Source organism: Bradyrhizobium sp. UNPF46 (assembly GCF_006658625.1).
GTDB lineage: Bacteria > Pseudomonadota > Alphaproteobacteria > Rhizobiales > Xanthobacteraceae > Bradyrhizobium > Bradyrhizobium nitroreducens.
In genome coordinates this window covers 1-20,027 of record NZ_LFJB01000023.1, presented here as the reverse complement: position 1 = coordinate 20,027, position 20,027 = coordinate 1, and the positions used below count along the sequence as shown (strand labels likewise).

The window sequence follows — 20,027 nt, the reverse complement described above, 5'->3', positions numbered from 1 at the left end:
TCATGAACATCAACACCTCGCCCGACCAGATCGTCCGCAGCTCGGCCCAGGTGACGCCGGGCTACATGTCCGGCTTCGGCAACAGCTTTGAGACCGAGGCGCTGCCGGGTGCGCTGCCGATCGGGCGCAACTCTCCGCAGCGCTGCGCCTACGGGCTCTATGCCGAGCAATTGTCCGGCTCGCCCTTCACCGCGCCGCGCGGCACCAATGAGCGCTCCTGGCTCTACCGCATCCGCCCCTCGGTGAGGCACTCCGGCCGCTTCGAGAAGGCCGATGCCGGCCTGTGGCGCTCGGCGCCGTGCCACGAATATGATTTGCCGATCGCGCAGATGCGCTGGGATCCGACGCCGCTGCCGAAGGATGACGTCACCTTCGTGCAGGGCGTGCAGACCATGACGACGGCGGGTGACGTCAACACCCAAGCCGGCATGGCCGCGCATGTCTATCTCATCACCAAGTCGATGGTGGACCAGCATTTCTACAATGCCGACGGCGAGCTGATGTTCGTGCTGCAGCAGGGCAATCTGCGTCTCGTCACCGAGTTCGGCCGCATCGATGCCGAGCCCGGCGAGATCGTGGTGATCCCGCGCGGCGTCAAGTTCCGCGTCGAGATCCCGAACGGGCCGGCGCGTGGCTATCTCTGCGAGAATTACGGCGGCGCCTTCACGCTGCCGGAGCGCGGTCCGATCGGCGCCAATTGCCTCGCCAACGCGCGCGACTTCCTCACGCCCGTCGCGCATTACGAGGACAAGGACACGCCGACCGAGCTGTTCGTGAAATGGGGCGGGTCGCTGTTCAAGACGACCTTGCCGCATTCGCCGATCGACGTGGTCGCCTGGCACGGCAATTACGCGCCGTACAAATACGATCTGCGCACCTTCTCGCCTGTCGGCGCGATCGGCTTCGACCATCCCGATCCCTCGATCTTCACCGTGCTGACCTCGCCATCGGAGACCGCGGGCACCGCGAACATCGATTTCGTCATCTTCCCCGAGCGCTGGATGGTGGCCGACAACACTTTCCGTCCGCCCTGGTACCACATGAACATCATGAGCGAGTTCATGGGCCTGATCTATGGCGTCTACGACGCCAAGCCGCAGGGGTTCGTCCCCGGCGGCATGAGCCTGCACAATTGCATGCTGCCGCACGGCCCCGATCGCGACGCGTTCGAGCATGCCAGCAACGGCGAATTGAAGCCGGTGAAGCTGACCGGCACCATGGCCTTCATGTTCGAGACCCGCTACCCGCAGCGCGTTACGGCGCATGCGGCGAACGCATCGACATTGCAGGATGATTACGCGGATTGCTGGAAGGGACTCGAGAAGCGGTTCGATCCGAACCGGCCGTAGTATTCTTCCCCTCTCCCCTTGTGGGAGAGGGTGGCTCGCCGCGCAGCGGCGGGACGGGTGAGGGGTCTGTCTCCGCAAGTACCCCTCTCTCATCCGGTCCCGCGGATAGATACCCCTCATCCGGCGCTTCGCGCCACCTTCTCCCACAAGGGGAGAAGGAAGAAAGAATCGAGCCGAAAGTGACAGCTCACCCCAACGACCCCAGCCTCCGCTCCTTCATCGAAGTCGATCCTTCCTCCGACTTCCCGATCCAGAACCTGCCCTATGGCGTGTTCTCCACTGCGTCCAATCCGACGCCTCGCGTTGGCGTGGCAATCGGCGACTACGTGCTCGATCTCTGGGAGCTTGAGCAAGACTCGCGGCTCGATGTCGGACCGCTTGGTGTGTTCGCGACGCCATCGCTCAATCCGTTCATGGCGCTGGGGCCAAAGGTCTGGACGAAGACGCGGGCGCGGATCAGCGAGATCCTGCGTGTGGATCATCCCGAGCTGCGCGACAATGAAGAGCTGCGCAGCCGAGCGCTCGTGCCGATGCGTGAAGCAAGGCTGCATATGCCGTTCGCCGTCTCCGGCTATACCGATTTCTACTCGTCGAAGGAGCACGCCACCAATGTCGGCGTCATGTTCCGCGGCAAGGACAATGCGCTGCAGCCGAACTGGCTGCATATGCCGATCGCCTATAACGGCCGCGCCTCCACGGTGGTGGTGTCGGGCACCAAGGTGAAGCGCCCGCGCGGGCAGCTCAAGCCGCCGAATGTCGAGCTGCCGAGCTTCGGCCCGTGCAAGCGGCTCGATTTCGAGCTGGAGATGGGCGTCGTGATCGGCCAGTCCTCCCCGATGGGCGGCATGCTCACGGAGAGTCAGGCCGAGGAGATGATCTTCGGCTTCGTGCTCCTCAACGACTGGAGCGCGCGCGACATCCAGCAATGGGAATATGTGCCGCTCGGCCCGTTCCTGGCCAAGGCGTTTGCGACCTCGATCAGTCCGTGGGTGGTGACGCGCGAGGCGCTGGAGCCGTTCCGCCTGAAGGGGCCGGAGCAGCAGCCGGTGCCGCTGGACTATCTCAAGCAGACCAAGCCGCAGAACTACGATGTCGAGCTGGACGTGTCCTTGCGCGCGGCCGGGGCCAACGCGCCGACCAGCATCAGCCGCACCAGTTTCAAATACATGTACTGGTCTTCGGTGCAGCAATTGATGCACCACGCCTCCTCCGGCTGCGCCATGAATGTCGGCGATCTCCTCGGCAGCGGCACCATCTCCGGGCCGGAGAAGAACCAGCGCGGCAGCCTGCTCGAGATCAGCTGGAACGGTACCGAGCCGGTCGAATTGCCCGGCGGCGCCAGGCGCTCGTTCCTGGAGGACGGCGACAGTCTCGTCATGCGCGGCTGGTGCCAGGGCAACGGCTATCGCGTCGGCTTCGGCGAGGTCGAGGGAACCATTCTGGCGGCGGAGCGAGATCCAGTCGTTCCGGGGCGCGCGTAGCGCGAACTATGGTGCGCGCTTGCGCACCAGAGAACCTCGAGATTCCGGGTTCGATGCTGCGCATCGCCCCGGAATGACCGGCTAAATCACCGCATCTCCGGCGGCACGTCGCGGATCCGCGCGCAATGCGCGGCGACATCCTCCACGCTGTATTTCAGATGCACCCGCTGGTCGGACGGCGTCTGCTTGCTGGTGCACACGCCCGGCCGCCATTCCCGAGTCGGCCTGATCGGGCGCGGCGCAAAGCCACCGCCGCAGTTCGGGCAGACATTGAAGAGCTTTGTCTCGACGCAGTCCGCACAGAACGTGCACTCGTAGGAACATATCCGCGCGTTGGTTGCATCCGGCAGCAGGTCGCAATCGCAATATTCGCAGTTCGGTCGAAGCTGGAGGGCCATGTTAAATCTCCGCACATGGGGCTGCGATCATCGCAGATCGCGGAGCCAGCGCGAATGACTTAGTTCCCTCGATTTCAGCCGGGCTTGATCTCCTTCAGCGGCAATCGCGAGCTTTCCTTCAACCTGTCCAGCACGATCGAGGAGCGTACATGCGCAACGCTCTGGTGCGGCATCAGGACGTCGTTGACGAGGTTGGAGAGGCCCTTGAGATCACGCAGCACGGCCTTCAGCACGTAGTCGGCATCGCCCGTCAGCGAATAGGCCTCCTGAATCTCGTCGATGCGGTTCACCAGTGCGCGGAAGCGTTTGGAATTGTCAGGCGAATGGGTCGCAAGCCCCACCTGGATGAAGGCGATCACGCCGAAGCCCAGCGCCTCGCTGGAGAGATCGGCGTGATAGCCCGATATCACCTTCTCTTCCTCCAGCCGCATCCTCCGGCGCGAGCATTGCGAGGCCGACAGGCCTGCGAGTTCGGCAAGCTCCTGGTTGGTGAGGCGGCCATCGTCCTGGAGCGCGCCGAGGATCTTGAGGTCGAAGGCGTCGACTGAAGTCATGCGTTATTTGTCCATATCATGCACGGATCGTGCATAGGATAGCTGGAAGCCATCCTCTTTGCACGCCTCTTGCGCTTCCCATGAAGGACAATTCCTTCCAGCAACCATTCGGGAGAACACCATGGGACCGTTTCCGCACGATGCACCGCCGGCCACTGTCAGCGCCGACAATCCGATGGGCACCGACGGGTTCGAGTTCGTGGAATACGCGCATCCCCATCCGGAAGAGCTGCACGCGCTGTTCAAGCTGATGGGTTATGCGCCGGTCGCGCGCCACAGGACCAAGAAGATCACGGTCTATCGCCAGGGCGACATCAACTACCTCGTCAACGAGGAGCCCGGCACCCACGGTTACGAGTTCGTCGCCGCGCACGGCCCCTGTGCGCCGTCGATGGCATTCCGCGTCGTCGATGCCAAGGCGGCTTATGACCGCGCGATTTCGCTCGGCGCGGAACCTGCGGAAGCGTCATCCGCGCAGAAGACGCTCGATGTGCCCGCGATCAAGGGCATCGGCGGCAGCCTGCTATATTTCGTCGATCGCTACGGGGCCAAAGGCTCGGCCTATGATGCGGAGTACGAATGGCTCGGCGCGCGCGATCCCAAGCCTGCCGGCGCCGGCCTGTTCTATCTCGACCATCTCACCCACAACGTCCATCGCGGCCGCATGGATGTCTGGACCGGCTTCTACGAAAGGATCTTCAATTTCCGCCAGATCCGCTTCTTCGACATCGAGGGCCGCGCCTCCGGCCTGTTCTCGCGCGCGCTGACCAGCCCCGACGGCAAGATCCGGATTCCGATCAACGAGGACGCCGGCGATGCCGGCCAGATCGAGGAATATCTGAAGACCTATCGCGGCGAGGGCATCCAGCACATCGCCTGCGGCTGCCGCGACATCTACCGCACCATCGAAGGCCTGCGCGAGGCCGGCCTGCCGTTCATGCCGTCGCCGCCCGACACCTATTTCGAGAAGGTCGACGCGCGGCTGCCCAAGCATGGGGAGGATCTGGCGAGGCTACGAAAGAACGGCATCCTGATCGACGGCGAAGGCGTCGTCGAAGGCGGCCAGACCAAGGTGCTGCTGCAGATCTTCTCGGCCAACGCGATCGGTCCGATCTTCTTCGAGTTCATCCAGCGCAAGGGCGACGACGGTTTTGGCGAGGGCAATTTCAAGGCCCTGTTCGAATCGATCGAGGAGGATCAGATCCGCCGCGGAGTGTTGAAGGTGGATGCGGCATAGGTTGTTGCGCTCGCTACGCTCGCTTGTCCGGGACGACAGCGGAGAGTTAGGCGACAGCAGAGGGGCTAACGCCCCGCCCACGCCTGCATCACCGCGCCGATCTCCGCGCCCTCCGGCTCGCGCACCGTTGACGGCGTGCGCGAGAACCGTGGCGCCGGTGCGGGCTGCTTCACGCCATGGCGTTCGATGAACACGTTGCGCGCGACCATGTGCGGATGCTTCGTCGCTTCCGACATGGTCAGCACCGGCGCGAAGCAGATGTCGGTGCCTTCCATGATCTTGCACCAATCCTCGCGCGTCTTGCTCTTGAACACCGCCTTCAGCTTCTCCTTCAGCGCCGGCCAGGCCTTGGGGTTCATCTGCGCGTCGAAATCGGCATCTGTCAGGCCCGCATGCTCGCGCAGCAGCGCGTAGAATTGCGGTTCGATCGAGCCGATCGAGACGAAGTGCCCGCAGGCGCATTCATAGACGCCGTAGAAATGCGCGCCGCCGTCGAGGAAGTTCTGGTTACGCCCCTCGGTCCAGCGTCCCAGCGTGGTCATGTCGAAGAAGAACGACATCAGTGACGCCGCGCCGTCGCACATCGCGGCGTCGACGACCTGGCCCTTGCCGGACCTTTGCGCTTCCAGCAGCGCTGCGAGCACGCCGACGACGAGATAGAGCGCGCCGCCGCCGAAATCACCGACCAGGTTGAGCGGCGGCACCGGCGCTTCCTTCGTGCCGATCGCAGCGAGCGCCCCGGTGATGGAGATGTAATTGATGTCGTGGCCGGCGGCATTCGCCAGCGGGCCTTCCTGGCCCCAGCCCGTCATGCGGCCGTAGACCAGCTTGGGACTGCGCGCGAGCACGACGTCCGGCCCGAGGCCCAGCCGCTCCATCACGCCGGGACGAAAGCCTTCGACCAGCGCATCGGCGCTGGCGAGCAGGTCCAGCACTTGCGCGATCGCCGCCTTGTCCTTGAGATCGAGCTCGATCACCTTGCGGCCGCGGCCCGCCACCGACTTCATGCTCTTCTTCGCGCCGACACGGTCGAGCGTGACGACGTCTGCGCCCATATCCGCCAGCATCATGCAGGCGAACGGGCCGGGCCCGATGCCGGCGAATTCGACGATGCGGAAGCCCGAGAGCGGGCCGGAGGCGCGGACGGACGTGGAGGGGGCTGATTTATCGAGCACGTTGTTGTTTCCTCGGGTCGCGGGCGAATGCCGATGATTCCGCAATCGCTGCTGACGTTCTTCTTTGGAGCGAGTTAATCGGCTGATTAACTTTTCTCGCCTTCACGCCTGCGAGGCAAGCGGTTTTCATGCCGCATGGCCAAAAATAAAACGGCGCGCACTGAAGTGCGCGCCGCAGAAAATTTGTGTCGAGACGCTGGCGGCGAGATCAGCCTGCAGCGGCCACCGCGCGCTGCGCCATTACCTTGATGAGATTGGCGCGATATTCCGCAGTGCCGTGGATGTCGGCCAGCAATCCACTCGCGGAAATGCTGACGCCATCGACCGCCGCCGGCGACCAGTTCGCCTTCAGCGCGGCCTCGATCGCAGGAACCCGCATCACACCGGATTGCGAGGCGCCGGTGGCTGCGACGCGCACCTCGCCCGACTTGGCCTGGGCGACGAACACGCCGGTCAGCGCAAAGCGTGATGCCGGATGCCGCATCTTTTCGTAGCCTGCTTTCGCCGGCACCGGGAACGACACGGCGGTGATGATCTCGCCGTCCTCGAGCGCCGTGGTGAACAGGCCCTGGAAAAAGTCCTCGGCGGAGATCGACCGCTTGTTGGTCTTCACGGTGGCACCAAGTGCGAGCAACGCGGCGGGGAAGTCCGCTGCAGGATCGTTGTTGGCGATCGAGCCGCCGATCGTGCCGCGATAGCGCACCGCGGGGTCGCCGAGCACCGAGGTGAGATGGGCGATCGCGGGAATCGCCTTCTTCACATCGGCATTCGTCATGATGTCGTAGTAGGTCGTGGCGGCCTTGATGGTCAGCGTGTCGCCCGACAATTCGACGCCCTGCAGCTCCTTGATCTTGCCGAGGTCGATGACGTCGGAGGGGCTGGCGAGGCGCTGCTTCATCACGGGCAGCAGCGTCTGGCCGCCGGCCAGGAACTTCGCCTCGCTGCTCTTGCCGAACAGGCTGACGGCCTCGTCGACCGAGGAGGCGCGATGATAGGTGGTCTGGTACATCTTGGTTGCTCCTGAAATCTATTCTCTGTCATTCCGGGATGCGCCTGTTGGCGCAGACCCGGAATCTCGAGGTTGAATTCGTGGCTCCAGATTCCGGGTTCGACGCTGCGCGTCGCCCCGGAATGACGGTGATGAGGTGTTAGCCTGCGTGGATCGTGCGCCACACCCGATCGGGGGTTGCGGGCATTTCCAGATTGTTCTTGCCGATCGCATCCGTGATCGCGTTGATCACGGCCGCCGAGGCGCCGATCGCGCCGGCCTCACCGCAACCCTTGATGCCCAGGGGATTGCCCGGGCACAGCGTCGTGGTGTGGGAGAGGTTGAACGAGGGCACATCGTCGGCGCGCGGCATGGCGTAGTCCATGAACGAGGCCGTGACCGGCTGGCCGTTGGCATCGTAGATGGCGTGCTCGAGCAGCGCCTGCCCGATGCCTTGAACCAGGCCGCCATGGACCTGGCCCTCGACGATCATCGGGTTGATCAGCCGGCCGAAATCGTCGGCCGCGACGAAGTTGACGAAGCTTGTCTTGCCGGTGCCGGGATCGACCTCGAGCTCGCAGATATAGGTGCCGGCCGGGAAGGTGAAGTTGGTCGGATCGTAGAAGGCGCTCTCCTTCAGGCCCGGCTCCATCCCGTCAGGCAGATTGTGCGCGGTATAGGCCGCGAGCGCGACCATCGGCAGGGCGATCGCCTTGTCGGTGCCCGTCACCTTGAACTCGCCGTTCTCGATGACGATGTCGGCTTCGGAAGCTTCCAGCGCATGCGCCGCGATCTTCTTGGCCTTCGCTTCCATCTTCTCCATCGCCTTCAGGATCGCGGTGAGGCCGACGGCCGCCGAGCGCGAGCCGTAGGTGCCCATGCCGAACTGCACCTTGTCGGTGTCGCCATGGACGATCGAGACCTGGCTGATGGGAACGCCGAGACGTTCGGCGACGAGCTGGCAGAACGTGGTCTCGTGACCCTGGCCGTGGCTGTGCGAGCCCGTGAGGATCTCGATGGTGCCGACCGGATTGACGCGCACCTCGGCCGATTCCCACAGGCCGACGCCGGCGCCCAGGCTGCCGACCGCCTTGGACGGCGCGATGCCGCAGGCCTCGATGTAGCAGGACACGCCGATGCCGCGCAGCTTGCCGTCGGCTTTCGCCTTGGCCTTGCGGGCGGGGAAGCCGGCATAGTCGATCGCCTTCATCGCCGCATCGAGCGAGGCGTTGAAGTCGCCGGTGTCATAGGCCATGATCACGGGCGTCTGGTGCGGGAACGTGGTGATGAAGTTGGTCCGCCGCAGCTGAGCCGGATCGACCTTGAGCTGCCGCGCCGCCGTCTCCATCAGACGTTCGATGAGATAGCTCGCCTCGGGGCGGCCCGCGCCGCGATAGGCGTCGACCGGCGTCGTGTTGGTGTAGACGCCGACCACTTCGGCGTGGATCGCCGGGATGTTGTACTGGCCCGACAGCAGTGTCGCGTAGAGATAGGTCGGCACTGACGACGAGAACAGCGACATGTAGGCGCCGAAATTGGCGTAGGTCTTCACCTTGAGGCCGGTGATCTTGTTGTTGGCGTCGAACGCCATCTCGGCATGGGTCACATGGTCGCGGCCATGCGCGTCGGTGAGGAACGCCTCGGTGCGGTCACCGGTCCATTTCACGGGACGGCCGACCTTCTTGGAGGCCCATAGCGCCACCATCTCCTCCGGATAGATGAAGATCTTGGAGCCGAAGCCGCCGCCGACGTCGGGGGCGATCACGCGCAGCTTGTGCTCGGGGGCGATGTTGTAGAACGCCGACAGCACGAGACGGGCGACGTGCGGGTTCTGCGAGGTCGTGTAGAGCGTGAAATGCTCCTCCGCCGCGTCGTAATCGGCGATCGCCGCGCGCGGCTCCATCGCATTCGGAGCAAGGCGGTTGTTGGTGACGTCGAGCTTGACGACGTTGGCGGCCTTGGCGAAGGCGGCATCGGTGGCGCCCTCGTCGCCGATCACCCAGTCATAGACCTGGTTGCCGGGCGCTTCGGGATGCAGCTGCGGCGCGCCTGGTTTGATCGCGGCGTGAACGTCGGCGACTGCGGGAAGCTCTTCGTAATTGACAACGACCGCTTCCGCGGCGTCGCGCGCCAGATTCTTGCTCTCTGCGATCACGACCGCGACGGCCTGTCCGACGAAGCGCACCGTCTCCGGCGCCATTGCGGGCCATGCGCCCATCTTCATCGGGCTGCCGTCCTTGGAGGTGATGGCCCAGCCGCAAATGAGGTTGCCGACCTTGTCGTCGACGATCTGCTGGCCCGTGAGCACCGCGACCACACCCGGCATCTTCAGCGCGGCGGAGGAGTCGATCCCCTTGACCTTGGCGTGGGCGTGGGGGCTGCGGATGAAATGGGCATGGGTCATGCCCGTCAGCTTGATGTCGTCGACGTAGCGGCCCTTGCCGGTAATGAAACGCTTGTCTTCCTTGCGCACGACGCGTGCGCCGATGCCTTCAACACCCATGTCTGGTCCTCCCGACCGGAAATTTTGTGGCTGCGCTTTCCTTCGAGAGCGGCAGCGGTGATTTGTTCTATCGAGGCGCGCCGGTTTACTCGGCCGCCTGCGAGACCTTCATGCGGCCGGCCGCATCCAGCACGGCTTTGACGATGTTGTGGTAGCCGGTGCAGCGGCAGATATTGCCTTCGAGCTCGGTGCGGACGGTGGCCTCGTCGAGCTGGCCGCCGTGGCGTTGCACGATGTCGATCGCCGACATGATCATGCCCGGCGTGCAATAGCCGCACTGAAGGCCGTGATTGTCGCGGAAGGCGGCCTGCATCGGGTGCAGCTCGTCGCCCTTCGCAATGCCCTCGATGGTGGTGATGCTGGCGCCGTCGGCCTGGCCCGCCAGCATGGTGCAGGATTTCACCGCACGGCCGTCCATGTGCACGACACAGGCGCCGCACTGGCTGGTGTCACAGCCGACATGGGTGCCGGTGAGATTGAGGTGATCGCGCAGCAGCTGGACCAGCAGCGTGCGGTCCTCGACGTCGACAGCAACGGCCTTGCCGTTCACCGTCAGTTTGACTGTAGACACGTGACGTCCTCCCAAGTGATTTTGATTGCTTCTAATTAGAGACAGCGCAACGGAACTTTGCAACTGGCATTTTGGTGACCTCGCGTCATGGAAAGGTCATCGGGGCGGCCGTCTCGGCGCGCGAATCGATCACGATGCTCCGGGCCGTCGCCAAAGCATGGCGCGGCTGGAACGCAGGTCTTGAAAATTCAGGCATCGCGTCCGGAACGTCGCATCGTCGACGCCGCGTGCGGCCGCTCGAGCGCGAGTTCAGCCCTGTCGCACGTTGTCCTCCTCGGATGTCTTGTTCCTTGGCCTGGATAGGAGCATGGGTCCGCGGCTTTGTAATCGCGATCTTGGTAGTATGCGGCGAAACGCTAAGTCATTGATTTCGCTGCGAGCGTGCCCGGGGCCGGGCATTGCGGCCGCAGCGCTCGCGGCCGCAGCGGCCCGCCTCCTACTTCCTGGCGATTGATCGACGGCGCGTGCCGCCCTATCCGCGCTGAACAAACACAACGGAGGGTGGAAGCGATGCAGATGAACGACAGCCAGCGCATTCCGGCGTCGAAAGCCAAGGTATGGGCCGCGCTCAACGATCCCGAGATTCTCAGGCGCTGCATTCCCGGCTGCCAATCGCTCGAGATGGCCTCGCCGACGGAGATGACGGCGACGGTGGTGCTGAAGGTCGGCCCGGTGAAGGCGACCTTCAGCGGCAAGGTGACGCTGGCCGATATCGATGCGCCCAACGGCTATCGCATCATCGGCGAAGGCGCCGGCGGCGTCGCGGGCTTCGCCAAGGGCGGCGCGAAGGTCAGGCTGGAAGATGAATCGCCCGACGTCACCATCCTGCACTACGAGGCCGACGCGCAGATCGGCGGCAAGCTCGCACAGCTCGGCGCGCGGTTGATCGACTCGACATCGCGAAAACTTGCCGCGAGCTTCTTCGAGAATCTTGCAGCGGTGGTAGCGCCATCATCGTGACCGATGCGGCGATGCCGCCTCAATCCGATGGCGCGTTTCGAGCTTTAAAAATAGGGGTAAGGCGCAAGTCGCGACAACGAGATGAGTGGCGAAAGCCGCCAATGATTTGCACTACTACCTTCCGCCTATACTAAGCGCGAAACGGCGATGCTGTAATTTCGAACGATGGCTCGCAGACGAACTGCGCATCACGGCGCAACGCGCTTCGACGCCCAACGTGGCGTGCACAACAACATCGTGGAGGGAATACATGACCTTTGGAACGAAGGGATTCTTGGCTGGCATCTCGATGATTGCGATGCTCGCCGCCGTCACGTCGGGCGTTCGCGCCAACGACTCGCTGATCAAGGCGCAATCCGACCAGAATCAGTGGGCCGTCGCCGGCCACGATTACGGCAATACGCGCTACAGCCCGCTGAAGCAGATCAATACCGAGAACGCCGGCAAGCTGACGCTCGCCTATTCGTTCTCGCTGGCCTCGTTGCGCTCGAACGAATCATCGCCGATCGTCATCGGCAACACGCTGTACGTGTCGAGCTCCTGGGGGCCGAAATATGTCTACGCGCTCGATGCCGCGACCGGTGTCCGCAAGTGGACCTGGGAGCCCGAGATTCCCGAGGACGTGCTGCAATTTGCCTGCTGCGACGTGAACAACCGCGGCGTCTCCTACGCGGATGGAAAGATCTTCGTCGGCCGTCTCGACGGCAAGCTGACGGCGCTCGATGCCGCGACCGGCAAGTCGCTCTGGACGACGAAGGTCGTCGACTACAAGCAGGGCTCGGTCATCACCTCGCCTCCGCTGGTCGTGCGCGACAAGGTCATCACCGGTTTCGGCGGCGGCGAGTACGGCGTGCGCGGCTCGCTCCAGGCCTTCGACATCAATACCGGCAAGCAGTTGTGGCAGACCTTCACCGTTCCCAGCCCGGACGAGCCCGGCGGCGACACCTGGAAGGGCGATTCCGCACAGCATGGCGGCGGTGCGGCCTGGCTGGTCGGCTCCTACGATGCCAAGACCGACACGGTCTATTGGGGCACCAGCAATCCAGGTCCGTGGAACACCGGCGTGCGTTCGACCGGCGACGGTAATTTCGGCAAGCTGACCAATCTCTACACGGCTTCGACCCTCGCGCTCGATCCCAACACCGGCAAGATCAAATGGCACATCCAGACCACGCCGGCCGATGCCTGGGACTATGACGGCGTCAACGAGGCCGTGCTCGCGGACCTGAAGATCGGCGGCGGCACCGTGCCGACGCTAATGAAGGCGGATCGCAACGGCTACTTCTTCGTCGCCAACCGTGAGACCGGCAAGGTGCTCTCGGCGGAGAAATACGTCTTCTCGAACTGGGCCAAGAAGTGGGACGTCAACACGATGCGTGCGGAAGAGGATCCGGACAAGCGTCCGGGGCCGAACCATCCCGCCAAGGACATCTGCCCGAACCTGATCGGCGGCAAGAACTGGCAGCCGATGTCGTTCAACCCGCAGACCGGCCTCGTCTACATCCCTTCGAATAACGTCTGCATGGACTGGTCGGTCTCCGACGTCGCCTACAAGCGTGGCGTATTCTATCTCGGCGCCGAGTTCCCGACCAAGGAAGGTCCCGGCGGCTTTCTCGGCGAGCTCGTGGCCTGGGATCCGGTGGCGCAGAAGAAGGTCTGGTCGATCAAGGAAGACCTGCCGTTCAACGGCGGCACGCTGACCACCGGTGGTGGCCTCGTGTTTGCCGGCAACATTCACGGCGACTTCCGCGCCATCGATGCGAAGTCCGGCAAGGTGCTCTGGAGCAAGAATCTCGGCTCCGGCATCGGCGCAGGCCCGGTGACCTACAGTGTCGACGGCAAGCAATACGTCGCCATCGTCGTCGGCCGCACGGCAGCATTGCCCGCGTTCCTGGGCGAGGTTGGAAAGAAGATGACGGCCGCAGCCCCCGAGGGCGGTTCGCTCTTCGTGTTCTCCGTCCAGTGACCACTCGCGCGCGTATCCCGAAGGAGACGGGATACGCGCGTGCTTTCTCGACATTGCGCGGCGGCACCAGCCAGATCCTGGGCCGCAACGCCTGGTCCAACCATTCCCAGATCCCGGAGATGAGGATGCGTCCGATTAATCCAGGTAACGGCAAGCGCCGACATCGCAACATCGCGGGACGACTTGCATGGCTCGCCGCGTCCGCGGTGATTGCATCGGTTGCCGCCGTCCATGCCGACGAGGCCAAGCCGTTCCGCCTGTGCGCCGATCCGACCAACCTGCCTTTCTCGAGCGATAATCCGTCGCAGCCGGGCTTTTATGTCGAGATCGGCCAGGCGCTGGCGCAGGCGCTCGGCCAGCCGATCACCTACGACTGGTACAAATCCTATTTCGGCAAGCGGACCGTGCGGGTCACGCTGCTCGGCAAGCAATGCGATGCCATGATCGGCTTGCCGCGCTCGGAGGACTTCATGGGGCCGGCCGTGATCTTCTCCAGCGCGTTTGCAAGGGAGGGTTATGCCCTGGTTGCGGCGAAGGGGCAGGCGATCGGCGGCGTGGACGATCTCCGGGGCAAGCGCGTGGCCGTCCAGTACGCCTCTACGCCGCAAAACCTTCTGGCGACCCGTGACGACATCCAGAAGGTGACGGTGCTGTCGCCCGAGGAGGCGATGCAGGTGCTCGACCAGGGCAGGGCGGACGTCGCCTTCATCTGGGGACCTGTCGCCGGCTGGCTGAACATGACAGCCTATGGCGATCGCTATCAGATCCGGCTGACCGAAGGCGAGGGCCTGTCATGGGATGCCGCGATCGGCTTCGCGAAGGGATCGAGCGAGCTGCGCGATCGGGTCGATGCGATCCTGCCGACGCTTCGGCGCACGATCGCCGATCTTGCGGTGAAATACGGCTTGCCGGCCGGACAGCCGGTTCGCTTCGGCGCGATTGAAGCCGTGCCGGCGGCAACCACGACCGGGACCGGTCCTGGGCCGGGTGTGGCGCAGGTCGCAAATGTGGTGGCGACCGAGACCAAGGGCGATGCGGCCGCGCCGAATGCGGAAGTTGCCGGAGCGGGCAAGGAAATCTTCAACGGAACCTGTGCGCATTGCCACGGCCCCGACGCCATTCAGAGCGAGCGGAAGATCGACCTTCGGCTGCTGCGACACCGTTATGGCGACGACATGCGCGATACGTTCTGGAAGACCGTGCATGAGGGGCGTCCCGCCAAGGGCATGCCGTCCTGGAAGGAGGTCTTCACCGACGACCAGTTCGCCAGCATCTATTCCTTCCTGCTGAGCGTCCAGGTCGAATCGAACGACTGAACGGTCTTGACCGGACGGGATCGGGAAGATGTGGTAGGGTCCATCCGGCATCCTTCCGACGCCGAACCGGCCCAGGAGCGATGCGCTGCTGCCGCGCGTGCGGTGGATCTTTTGGAAGGCGCCATGGCCAGCTTCCTGATCATCGACGATCATCCGCTGTTTCGCGAAGCGCTGGGCAATGCAGTGCGGCTGGCTTTGCCGGAGGCTCGTATCCTGGAGGCGATGTCGATCGAGGACGCGCTGGACATCCTGTCGGCCGAGCAGGGGATCGACCTCGCGCTGCTCGATCTGTCGCTGCCGGATGCGACCGGCTTCTCCGGCTTCCTGCGCTTGCGCGAGACCTATCCGCGCTTGCCGGTCGCCATCGTCTCGAGCGAGGAAGACCAGCACGTGGTCCGCGAGGCGCTGGCGCTCGGTGCGGCCGGCTATCTGCCGAAATCGACGTCGAAGCGCGAGCTGGCTCAGTCGATCGAGGGCGTGCTGTCCGGATCGGTGTCGGTGCCGCGAGATTTCGTGGCAACGCCGCAGCGGCGGAAAGCCGAGACCAGCAAGGCCCTCGAGGTCAAGCTCCGCGAGCTCACGCCGCAGCAGCTCAGGGTTCTGGACCTGCTGCGCCGCGGCTATCCGAACCGGCAGATCGCGCAGGAGCTGCAGCTCGCCGAATCCACGGTCAAGGCGCACATCACCGAGATCCTGCGCAAGCTCGGGCTGTTCAGCCGAAACAAGGCGATCATCGAGATCGGCAAGATGGACCTGCCCGATCCCAGGAACCGCGCCTATGCGAGGGTCGATCGCGGGAGGCCGCAATGATCGGCCTCGCCGTTGTTGACCTCGATCAAGCCGGCGCGCGCCGGCTGATCCATGCTTATCTGAAGCTCGAAGTCCGGCAACGATTTGGAAATGGCTGACGCGTGACGCGATTTCTGATTGTCGAAGACCATCCGTTGTTCCGCGAGGCACTCGAAGGCGCGCTGCAAATGGTGGCGCCCGGGGCCGAGATCCTGCAGGCGATTTCGGTCGACGGTGCGCTCGAGCAGCTGTCCGCGGGCGCCGAGCTCGATCTTCTCCTGCTCGATCTGTCGATGCCGGGCACGACCGGCCTTTCGGGCATCGTGCGCATCCGCAAGGCCTTTCCGAAGGTTCCGGTCGTCATCGTGTCGGGACATCAGGATTCCAGGATCATCTCGAGCGCCTTGTCGCTCGGTGTGGCCGGTTACATCTTCAAATCCTCGTCCAAGCAGGAGCTCGCCCAGTCGATCGGCGAGGCGCTGCAGGGGCTCGTCTGTCTTCCCGATGCCTATCGTGCACTCCGGCCGCAGCGCGCCCCAAGTCCCGCCCATGATTTGCTGAAGCGGCTGCATGATCTGACGCCGCAGCAATTGCGTGTCCTCGACATGCTCAAGCGCGGCCTCCAGAACAAGCAGATCGCCTATGAGCTGAAGATTTCCGAGACGACCGTGAAGGTCCATGTCTCGGACATCCTGCGCAAGCTGAACGTGGTGAGCCGCACCAAGGCGATCGTCGAGATGTCGAAGATCGATTTTGCGACGCTGGCAAGCGACGAGAGCCGGGCGAAGCACGATCGCGCACAGTCGGAATAGATGTCCGTCACGTCAGCAGGAACGACAGCAGTGCGCGCATCTCGGCGGGCTTGACCGGCTTCTTCAGCACTTCGAGGCCGGACAGGCTCGCCTGCTTGGCGGCCTTCTCGGAGTAGTCGGCGGTGATGATCATCGCGGGCACGTCGAGCTTCAGATGCTGGCGGATGTCGGCAATCGCCGACAATCCGCTCTCGCCGTGATCGAGATGAAGATCGGCGATGACGGCATCGGGCGCGCCGCCCAGCTCGCTGAGGCGCAGCAGCGCGTCGGCCGCCGATGGCGTGGTCGCGACGTCGCAGCCCCAGCCTTCCAGCAGGGCGGCCATGGCCTCGGAGCCGGACGGGTCGTTCTCGACCAGCAGGATCTTGGCGCCTTCGAGGCCGCCATATCGACATTCGCTGAGCTTGGTCTCGTGCACCTCGTCGCTGACCTCGGCGGGATCGGCCGGCTCGAGCTCCAGGACGAAGGTCGATCCCTTGCCGACCTGCGAGGACAGTTGGACCTCATGACCGAGCACCGTCGCGAAGCGGCGAACGATGGAGAGACCGAGCCCGAACCCGGCCTGGTCGGTCGCGCTGGCTTCGCCGCGCTGAAACTCGCGAAAGATCGCTTCCTGCTGCGCCTGCGCAATTCCTGGTCCGGTATCGGAAACCTGGACGCAGACGCGGTCGTTGCGGCGCCTGCACCCCATCACGACGCCACCGCTGCGGGTGTAGCGGATGGCATTGGCGAGCAGATTTTGCAGGATGCGCCGGAGCATCATCGCGTCCGACGCCACCGCGAGCGGCGAGTTGCGGATGCGCAAGGACAGGCCTTGCCGCGCCGCGATCGGCGCGAATTCGTCGCGAAGCTGCTCGAACAGCGGCGCCAGCGCCAACGGACGCACGTCGGGCCTGAGCGCGCCGGCGTCGAGCTTGGCGATCTCCAAGAGCGACCGCAGCAGATCCTCCAGCGTCACCAGCGAGCGATCGACCTGGTCGACCAGCAGGCCCGACTCCTGCGTTTCCATCATCTCCGCCAGCGCAGAGAGCGTGAGCCGCGCGGCGTTCAGCGGTTGCAGCAGGTCGTGGGTGACGGAGATCAGAACGGACGATTTGAGCGAGCTTGCAGCCTCGGCCTGCTGCTTGGCGCGATATAGACCCTCGTTGGCGCGTTCGATCGAATGCAGGGCTTCGCGCAGCTGGTGGGTCCGGTCCCGGACCTGTCGGTCGAGCGCGATGGCGGTCTCGAACAGCGAGAAGGCGTTGAGCTGCTGGTCCATCGAGCGCTCGACCCGGGACATCAGCGCGGCATTGATCTTCCTCAGCTTCACGGTTTCCCGCTGCAGCTGCTCGACCGTGTCGGGGTCCTGCCACAGCTCGGTCACGACGGACGCCTGCCGATGGCGACGCCCGTGAAGGTCTGGTTCACATGCATCGAGCCGAATTGCTCGCCGTAGGTATGAAAGCCGACCACGCGATTCTGCCGGTAGAGCTCGGACATGTCGCGGGCGAGCTGGTGCTGCTCGGCGTCGAGCCGGCGCAGCAGGCACTCGAAACCGATATAGAGCGAGACGTCGCCGATCTGCTCGCGCGTCTCCGCGAAGGCCGCGCGCGTCGTGCCGACGAGGCTGCGCGATGTCGCCGCCGTCAGCACCATGCCTTCGTCGATCGCGCAAAAGAAGTGCAGCGACCCGTCCGGCTCGACGCGCTGGATCGAGCGGGCATAGTAGGAGCCGCCGACGCGGACCAGAACGGGATGCGAGGCGAAGGAGAACGGATCGAGCTTGGCGTCCATGATCCCGACGACGCGGGAATATTCCTGGGCGGCAGGCTCGGCGTTCAGCTCCCTGACGGTTCGATTCTCGATGTCGGCCTCGGTGACCACCATCTTCTGGGCCCGCGGTTCGAAATTGTCACACTTGAAGACCCGGAACGGCAGCGACGTGCTCAGGAGGATAAGGAGAGCGGCGTTGGTGTGCGCCTTGCCGTCGAGGAACACCCAGGTCCGCTCGAACCGCATCCCGTCGCCCGCGGAGCCGCCGACGATGGGGATGTCGTCCAGCGAGGCATAGAGCGCGGACATCACCGCTTCTTCCCGGCGGCACAGGCCGTCGATCAGGACCAGGCCGAACGGATTTCCGCGCTCGACCTGGGAGGACACCCGCAGCAATTCCTGCCGGGCCTCGGCGCTGATCCTGCGGCCGTCCTCGACGTGAAAGCTGTCGAGATTGAGAATCGGGCGGACCACGGCGGAGAAATCGGCGCTGCAGAAAGCGAGCGCGACGACGCTGTTCTCGTCCCAGCCGTCGGGAGCCAGCTCGCCGGCGGTGGTGCAACCGCAGACCGGGATCCCGTCGAATTGGCGGCTGATCTCGGCGATGAATTGGTGCGGATCGTAGCTCGGGGAGACGAAGAGCAGAACGAGCGCCAGCTCGTCGGACGGAAGCTGAGCGGCGAGGTCGGCGACGGCTTGCTCGGCCCCCGCGGCCTTCGACTTCGCGACGGCAACGCCAGACGCACCGCCAAACCGAAAGTCGGTTTGCCCCACTCCGTCTCTCCCTCTAGGACCCGCTTGGTCTGATGCCAAGTGCCTGACAAGTGTCCAGAGAATATGGTCTTTTTCGTCTGGTCGCAACATTGCGGACAATCCGCGGAACGTGTGGTCCGCACCAAAGGGTGCGCGCTGCACGAATTTACCGCCCCTTGACCTTTCTGCCCTAATTTTCATCGCCGGTCCGGGAGGGGCTGCTCCCGGGCCGAGCCGCACATGCAAGAATTGACATCGGGGGTTGGGAATGTCCGGGCGTAACGCGTCGCCGTCTAAGCGCACAATATTTCCCGCTCTCAGGTTCCGCGCCAAGATCATCCTCGGCTTTGCCGCGGTGCTGGCGATCTCCGCCGGCAGCATGGCGTTCTCCTATTTCGGCTTCGAGCGGGTCTCGGCCGGGGTCGGGTCCTACCGCAGCAGCGTGTCGGAGGCCGACCTCGCCCGCAATATCGACCGCGAGCTGCTCGGCTATCGTTCGGCCGCCAAATATTTCGTCGTTACCGGCAAGGAAGATGACGCCAAGGCGGCACTTGATGCCGAGGCCAACCTGAAGAATGCCATCGACCAGGCCGTCAAGAGCGCCAAGTCGCCGGCGCGGAAGGAGAGTCTCGACAAGCTCGCCAAGGAATTCTCGAATTTCTCCGCGACCTTCGCCAAGGTTCTCCAGGCCAAGCGTGACAGCACGTTGCTGGTGCAGAACCAGCTGCAGCGCCAAGCCAATCTCCTCAAGTACAAGCTCGACGACATCGGCAACAACGCCTCCGATTCCGAGGCGCAGGCAATCGAATTCGGCACCAAGCAGGTCAACGCCCAGTTCCAAACCGCGAGCGCCGCGGCCACCAATTTCGTGCTGACGTCCGATCAGGCGATCGCGAGCAGCGCGCTGGCACGGCTGAAATTCGTCGAGAACTCGCTCGGCGCGGTCTATTCCATGGACGACAAGATCGTCGCCGGCCTGAAGGACGCCAAGGCCATCCTCGGCGCCTATCGCGAAGCGTTGGAGAAGCTGATCGCCAATGCCAAGCTGGTCGACGAGCTCGTCACCGAGATGAGCGGTTCGGCGGGTGCGATCCTGCAAGGAGCGACCGCCATGAAGGCGGATCTCGTCGCCGAGCAGCAGCGGCTGGATTCCGAATCGGAAGCGACGATCGGCAAGACCGAGCAGTTGGTTCTGATGCTGGCCATTGGCGGTACCTTGCTTGGTGCGGTTCTCGCCTTCCTGCTCGGCACCGGCATTTCGCGTCCGATGATCGCGATGTGCAAGGCGATGCGCGAGCTGGCCTCGGGCAATTTCGACGTGGTGCTGCCGGGCTTGGGGCGCAAGGACGAGATCGGCGAGATGGCCGGCGCGGTCGAGGAGTTCAAGGTTCAGGCGGTGGCCAAGGCCGAGCGCGACGCC

The 20,027-nt window shown here is 64.2% G+C and carries 17 protein-coding genes; 9 read left to right on the top strand and 8 right to left on the bottom strand.

Annotated features, from left to right (window positions below; translation table 11 throughout):
- The first annotated feature begins 2 nt into the window (after positions 1-2).
- Together hmgA and fahA are read left to right on the top strand one after the other, a co-directional pair.
- The gene (gene hmgA / locus UNPF46_RS10850; protein WP_181769882.1) at positions 3-1,349 is read left to right on the top strand and encodes a homogentisate 1,2-dioxygenase; all 1,347 of its coding nucleotides are present in this window, start codon (positions 3-5) and stop codon (positions 1,347-1,349) included.
- Positions 1,350-1,528: 179 nt separating this feature from the next.
- Entirely contained in the window at positions 1,529-2,830 is a 1,302-nt protein-coding gene (gene fahA / locus UNPF46_RS10845; protein ID WP_142250010.1) for a fumarylacetoacetase, read from the top strand.
- A gap of 86 nt (positions 2,831-2,916) precedes the next feature.
- Here the strand turns inward: fahA and UNPF46_RS10835 are convergent, their stop codons facing one another.
- Both UNPF46_RS10835 and UNPF46_RS10830 read right to left on the bottom strand, forming a co-directional pair.
- Positions 2,917-3,228, bottom strand: coding sequence for a DUF1272 domain-containing protein (locus tag UNPF46_RS10835; RefSeq protein ID WP_100180720.1), 312 nt, complete (start codon positions 3,226-3,228; stop codon positions 2,917-2,919).
- A gap of 74 nt (positions 3,229-3,302) precedes the next feature.
- Positions 3,303-3,782 (bottom strand): Lrp/AsnC family transcriptional regulator, encoded by a 480-nt coding sequence (locus UNPF46_RS10830; RefSeq protein WP_142250009.1) that lies wholly within the window; start codon positions 3,780-3,782, stop codon positions 3,303-3,305.
- A 121-nt stretch (positions 3,783-3,903) separates the two neighbouring features.
- Here UNPF46_RS10830 and hppD point away from each other — a divergent pair, with 121 nt between their 5' ends.
- Positions 3,904-5,019: a 4-hydroxyphenylpyruvate dioxygenase gene (gene hppD / locus UNPF46_RS10825; RefSeq protein WP_142250008.1), complete on the top strand. Its 1,116-nt coding sequence runs from the start codon at positions 3,904-3,906 to the stop codon at positions 5,017-5,019.
- 65 nt (positions 5,020-5,084) lie between these two features.
- On the opposite strand, the gene UNPF46_RS10820 is transcribed toward hppD, so the two are convergent.
- The 4 genes from UNPF46_RS10820 to UNPF46_RS10805 form a co-directional block, all read right to left on the bottom strand.
- Positions 5,085-6,194 (bottom strand): CaiB/BaiF CoA transferase family protein, encoded by a 1,110-nt coding sequence (locus UNPF46_RS10820; RefSeq protein WP_142250007.1) that lies wholly within the window; start codon positions 6,192-6,194, stop codon positions 5,085-5,087.
- Between the two features lie 208 nt (positions 6,195-6,402).
- Complete coding sequence (locus tag UNPF46_RS10815) at positions 6,403-7,203, bottom strand: FAD binding domain-containing protein (RefSeq protein ID WP_142250006.1); 801 nt, start codon at positions 7,201-7,203, stop codon at positions 6,403-6,405.
- 139 nt (positions 7,204-7,342) lie between these two features.
- Positions 7,343-9,685: a xanthine dehydrogenase family protein molybdopterin-binding subunit gene (locus UNPF46_RS10810; RefSeq protein WP_100180725.1), complete on the bottom strand. Its 2,343-nt coding sequence runs from the start codon at positions 9,683-9,685 to the stop codon at positions 7,343-7,345.
- Between the two features lie 85 nt (positions 9,686-9,770).
- On the bottom strand, positions 9,771-10,256 hold the full coding sequence (locus UNPF46_RS10805; RefSeq protein ID WP_100180726.1) for a (2Fe-2S)-binding protein: 486 nt from the start codon (positions 10,254-10,256) through the stop codon (positions 9,771-9,773).
- 510 nt (positions 10,257-10,766) lie between these two features.
- Here UNPF46_RS10805 and UNPF46_RS10800 point away from each other — a divergent pair.
- The 5 genes from UNPF46_RS10800 (at position 10,767) to UNPF46_RS10780 (ending at position 16,099) form a co-directional block, all read left to right on the top strand.
- Positions 10,767-11,216, top strand: a complete 450-nt coding sequence (locus tag UNPF46_RS10800; RefSeq protein ID WP_142250005.1) for an SRPBCC family protein — start codon at positions 10,767-10,769, stop codon at positions 11,214-11,216.
- Between the two features lie 250 nt (positions 11,217-11,466).
- Positions 11,467-13,182, top strand: a complete 1,716-nt coding sequence (locus UNPF46_RS10795; protein WP_246668631.1) for a PQQ-dependent dehydrogenase, methanol/ethanol family — start codon at positions 11,467-11,469, stop codon at positions 13,180-13,182.
- Between the two features lie 125 nt (positions 13,183-13,307).
- Positions 13,308-14,498 carry a c-type cytochrome gene (locus UNPF46_RS10790; protein ID WP_502705486.1) on the top strand — a complete coding sequence of 397 codons (1,191 nt, stop codon included), beginning with the start codon at positions 13,308-13,310 and terminating at the stop codon, positions 14,496-14,498.
- Positions 14,499-14,621: 123 nt separating this feature from the next.
- A complete protein-coding gene (locus tag UNPF46_RS10785; protein ID WP_100180729.1) occupies positions 14,622-15,308 on the top strand; it encodes a response regulator in 687 nt (228 codons plus the stop codon).
- A 101-nt stretch (positions 15,309-15,409) separates the two neighbouring features.
- Complete coding sequence (locus tag UNPF46_RS10780; protein ID WP_100180730.1) at positions 15,410-16,099, top strand: response regulator; 690 nt, start codon at positions 15,410-15,412, stop codon at positions 16,097-16,099.
- Positions 16,100-16,106: 7 nt separating this feature from the next.
- Here UNPF46_RS10780 and UNPF46_RS10775 read toward each other — a convergent pair whose 3' ends face one another.
- Positions 16,107-17,465 (bottom strand): hybrid sensor histidine kinase/response regulator, encoded by a 1,359-nt coding sequence (locus tag UNPF46_RS10775; protein ID WP_142250002.1) that lies wholly within the window; start codon positions 17,463-17,465, stop codon positions 16,107-16,109.
- Positions 17,462-18,628 carry an FIST N-terminal domain-containing protein gene (locus UNPF46_RS10770; protein WP_100180732.1) on the bottom strand — a complete coding sequence of 389 codons (1,167 nt, stop codon included), beginning with the start codon at positions 18,626-18,628 and terminating at the stop codon, positions 17,462-17,464. The genes UNPF46_RS10775 and UNPF46_RS10770 overlap by 4 nt, the downstream gene beginning before the upstream one ends.
- A 247-nt stretch (positions 18,629-18,875) precedes the next feature.
- Between UNPF46_RS10770 and UNPF46_RS10765 the strand changes: the two genes are divergently transcribed.
- Positions 18,876-20,027, top strand: a 1,152-nt coding sequence (locus UNPF46_RS10765; RefSeq protein ID WP_142250001.1) for a HAMP domain-containing protein, incomplete at its 3' end; no start/stop codon positions are given.

What these genes read in the sequence shown, in the direction of transcription:
- UNPF46_RS10785 (WP_100180729.1), top strand. Translation starts at nt 14,622, where the DNA reads ATGGCCAGCTTCCTGATCATCGACGATCATCCGCTGTTTCGCGAAGCG.
- UNPF46_RS10795 (WP_246668631.1), top strand. Translation starts at nt 11,467, where the DNA reads ATGACCTTTGGAACGAAGGGATTCTTGGCTGGCATCTCGATGATTGCG.
- UNPF46_RS10830 (WP_142250009.1), bottom strand. Translation starts at nt 3,782, where the DNA reads ATGACTTCAGTCGACGCCTTCGACCTCAAGATCCTCGGCGCGCTCCAG.
- UNPF46_RS10835 (WP_100180720.1), bottom strand. Translation starts at nt 3,228, where the DNA reads ATGGCCCTCCAGCTTCGACCGAACTGCGAATATTGCGATTGCGACCTG.
- hppD (WP_142250008.1), top strand. Translation starts at nt 3,904, where the DNA reads ATGGGACCGTTTCCGCACGATGCACCGCCGGCCACTGTCAGCGCCGAC.
- UNPF46_RS10790 (WP_502705486.1), top strand. Translation starts at nt 13,308, where the DNA reads ATGCGTCCGATTAATCCAGGTAACGGCAAGCGCCGACATCGCAACATC.
- UNPF46_RS10815 (WP_142250006.1), bottom strand. Translation starts at nt 7,203, where the DNA reads ATGTACCAGACCACCTATCATCGCGCCTCCTCGGTCGACGAGGCCGTC.
- UNPF46_RS10800 (WP_142250005.1), top strand. Translation starts at nt 10,767, where the DNA reads ATGCAGATGAACGACAGCCAGCGCATTCCGGCGTCGAAAGCCAAGGTA.
- UNPF46_RS10810 (WP_100180725.1), bottom strand. Translation starts at nt 9,685, where the DNA reads ATGGGTGTTGAAGGCATCGGCGCACGCGTCGTGCGCAAGGAAGACAAG.
- hmgA (WP_181769882.1), top strand. Translation starts at nt 3, where the DNA reads ATGAACATCAACACCTCGCCCGACCAGATCGTCCGCAGCTCGGCCCAG.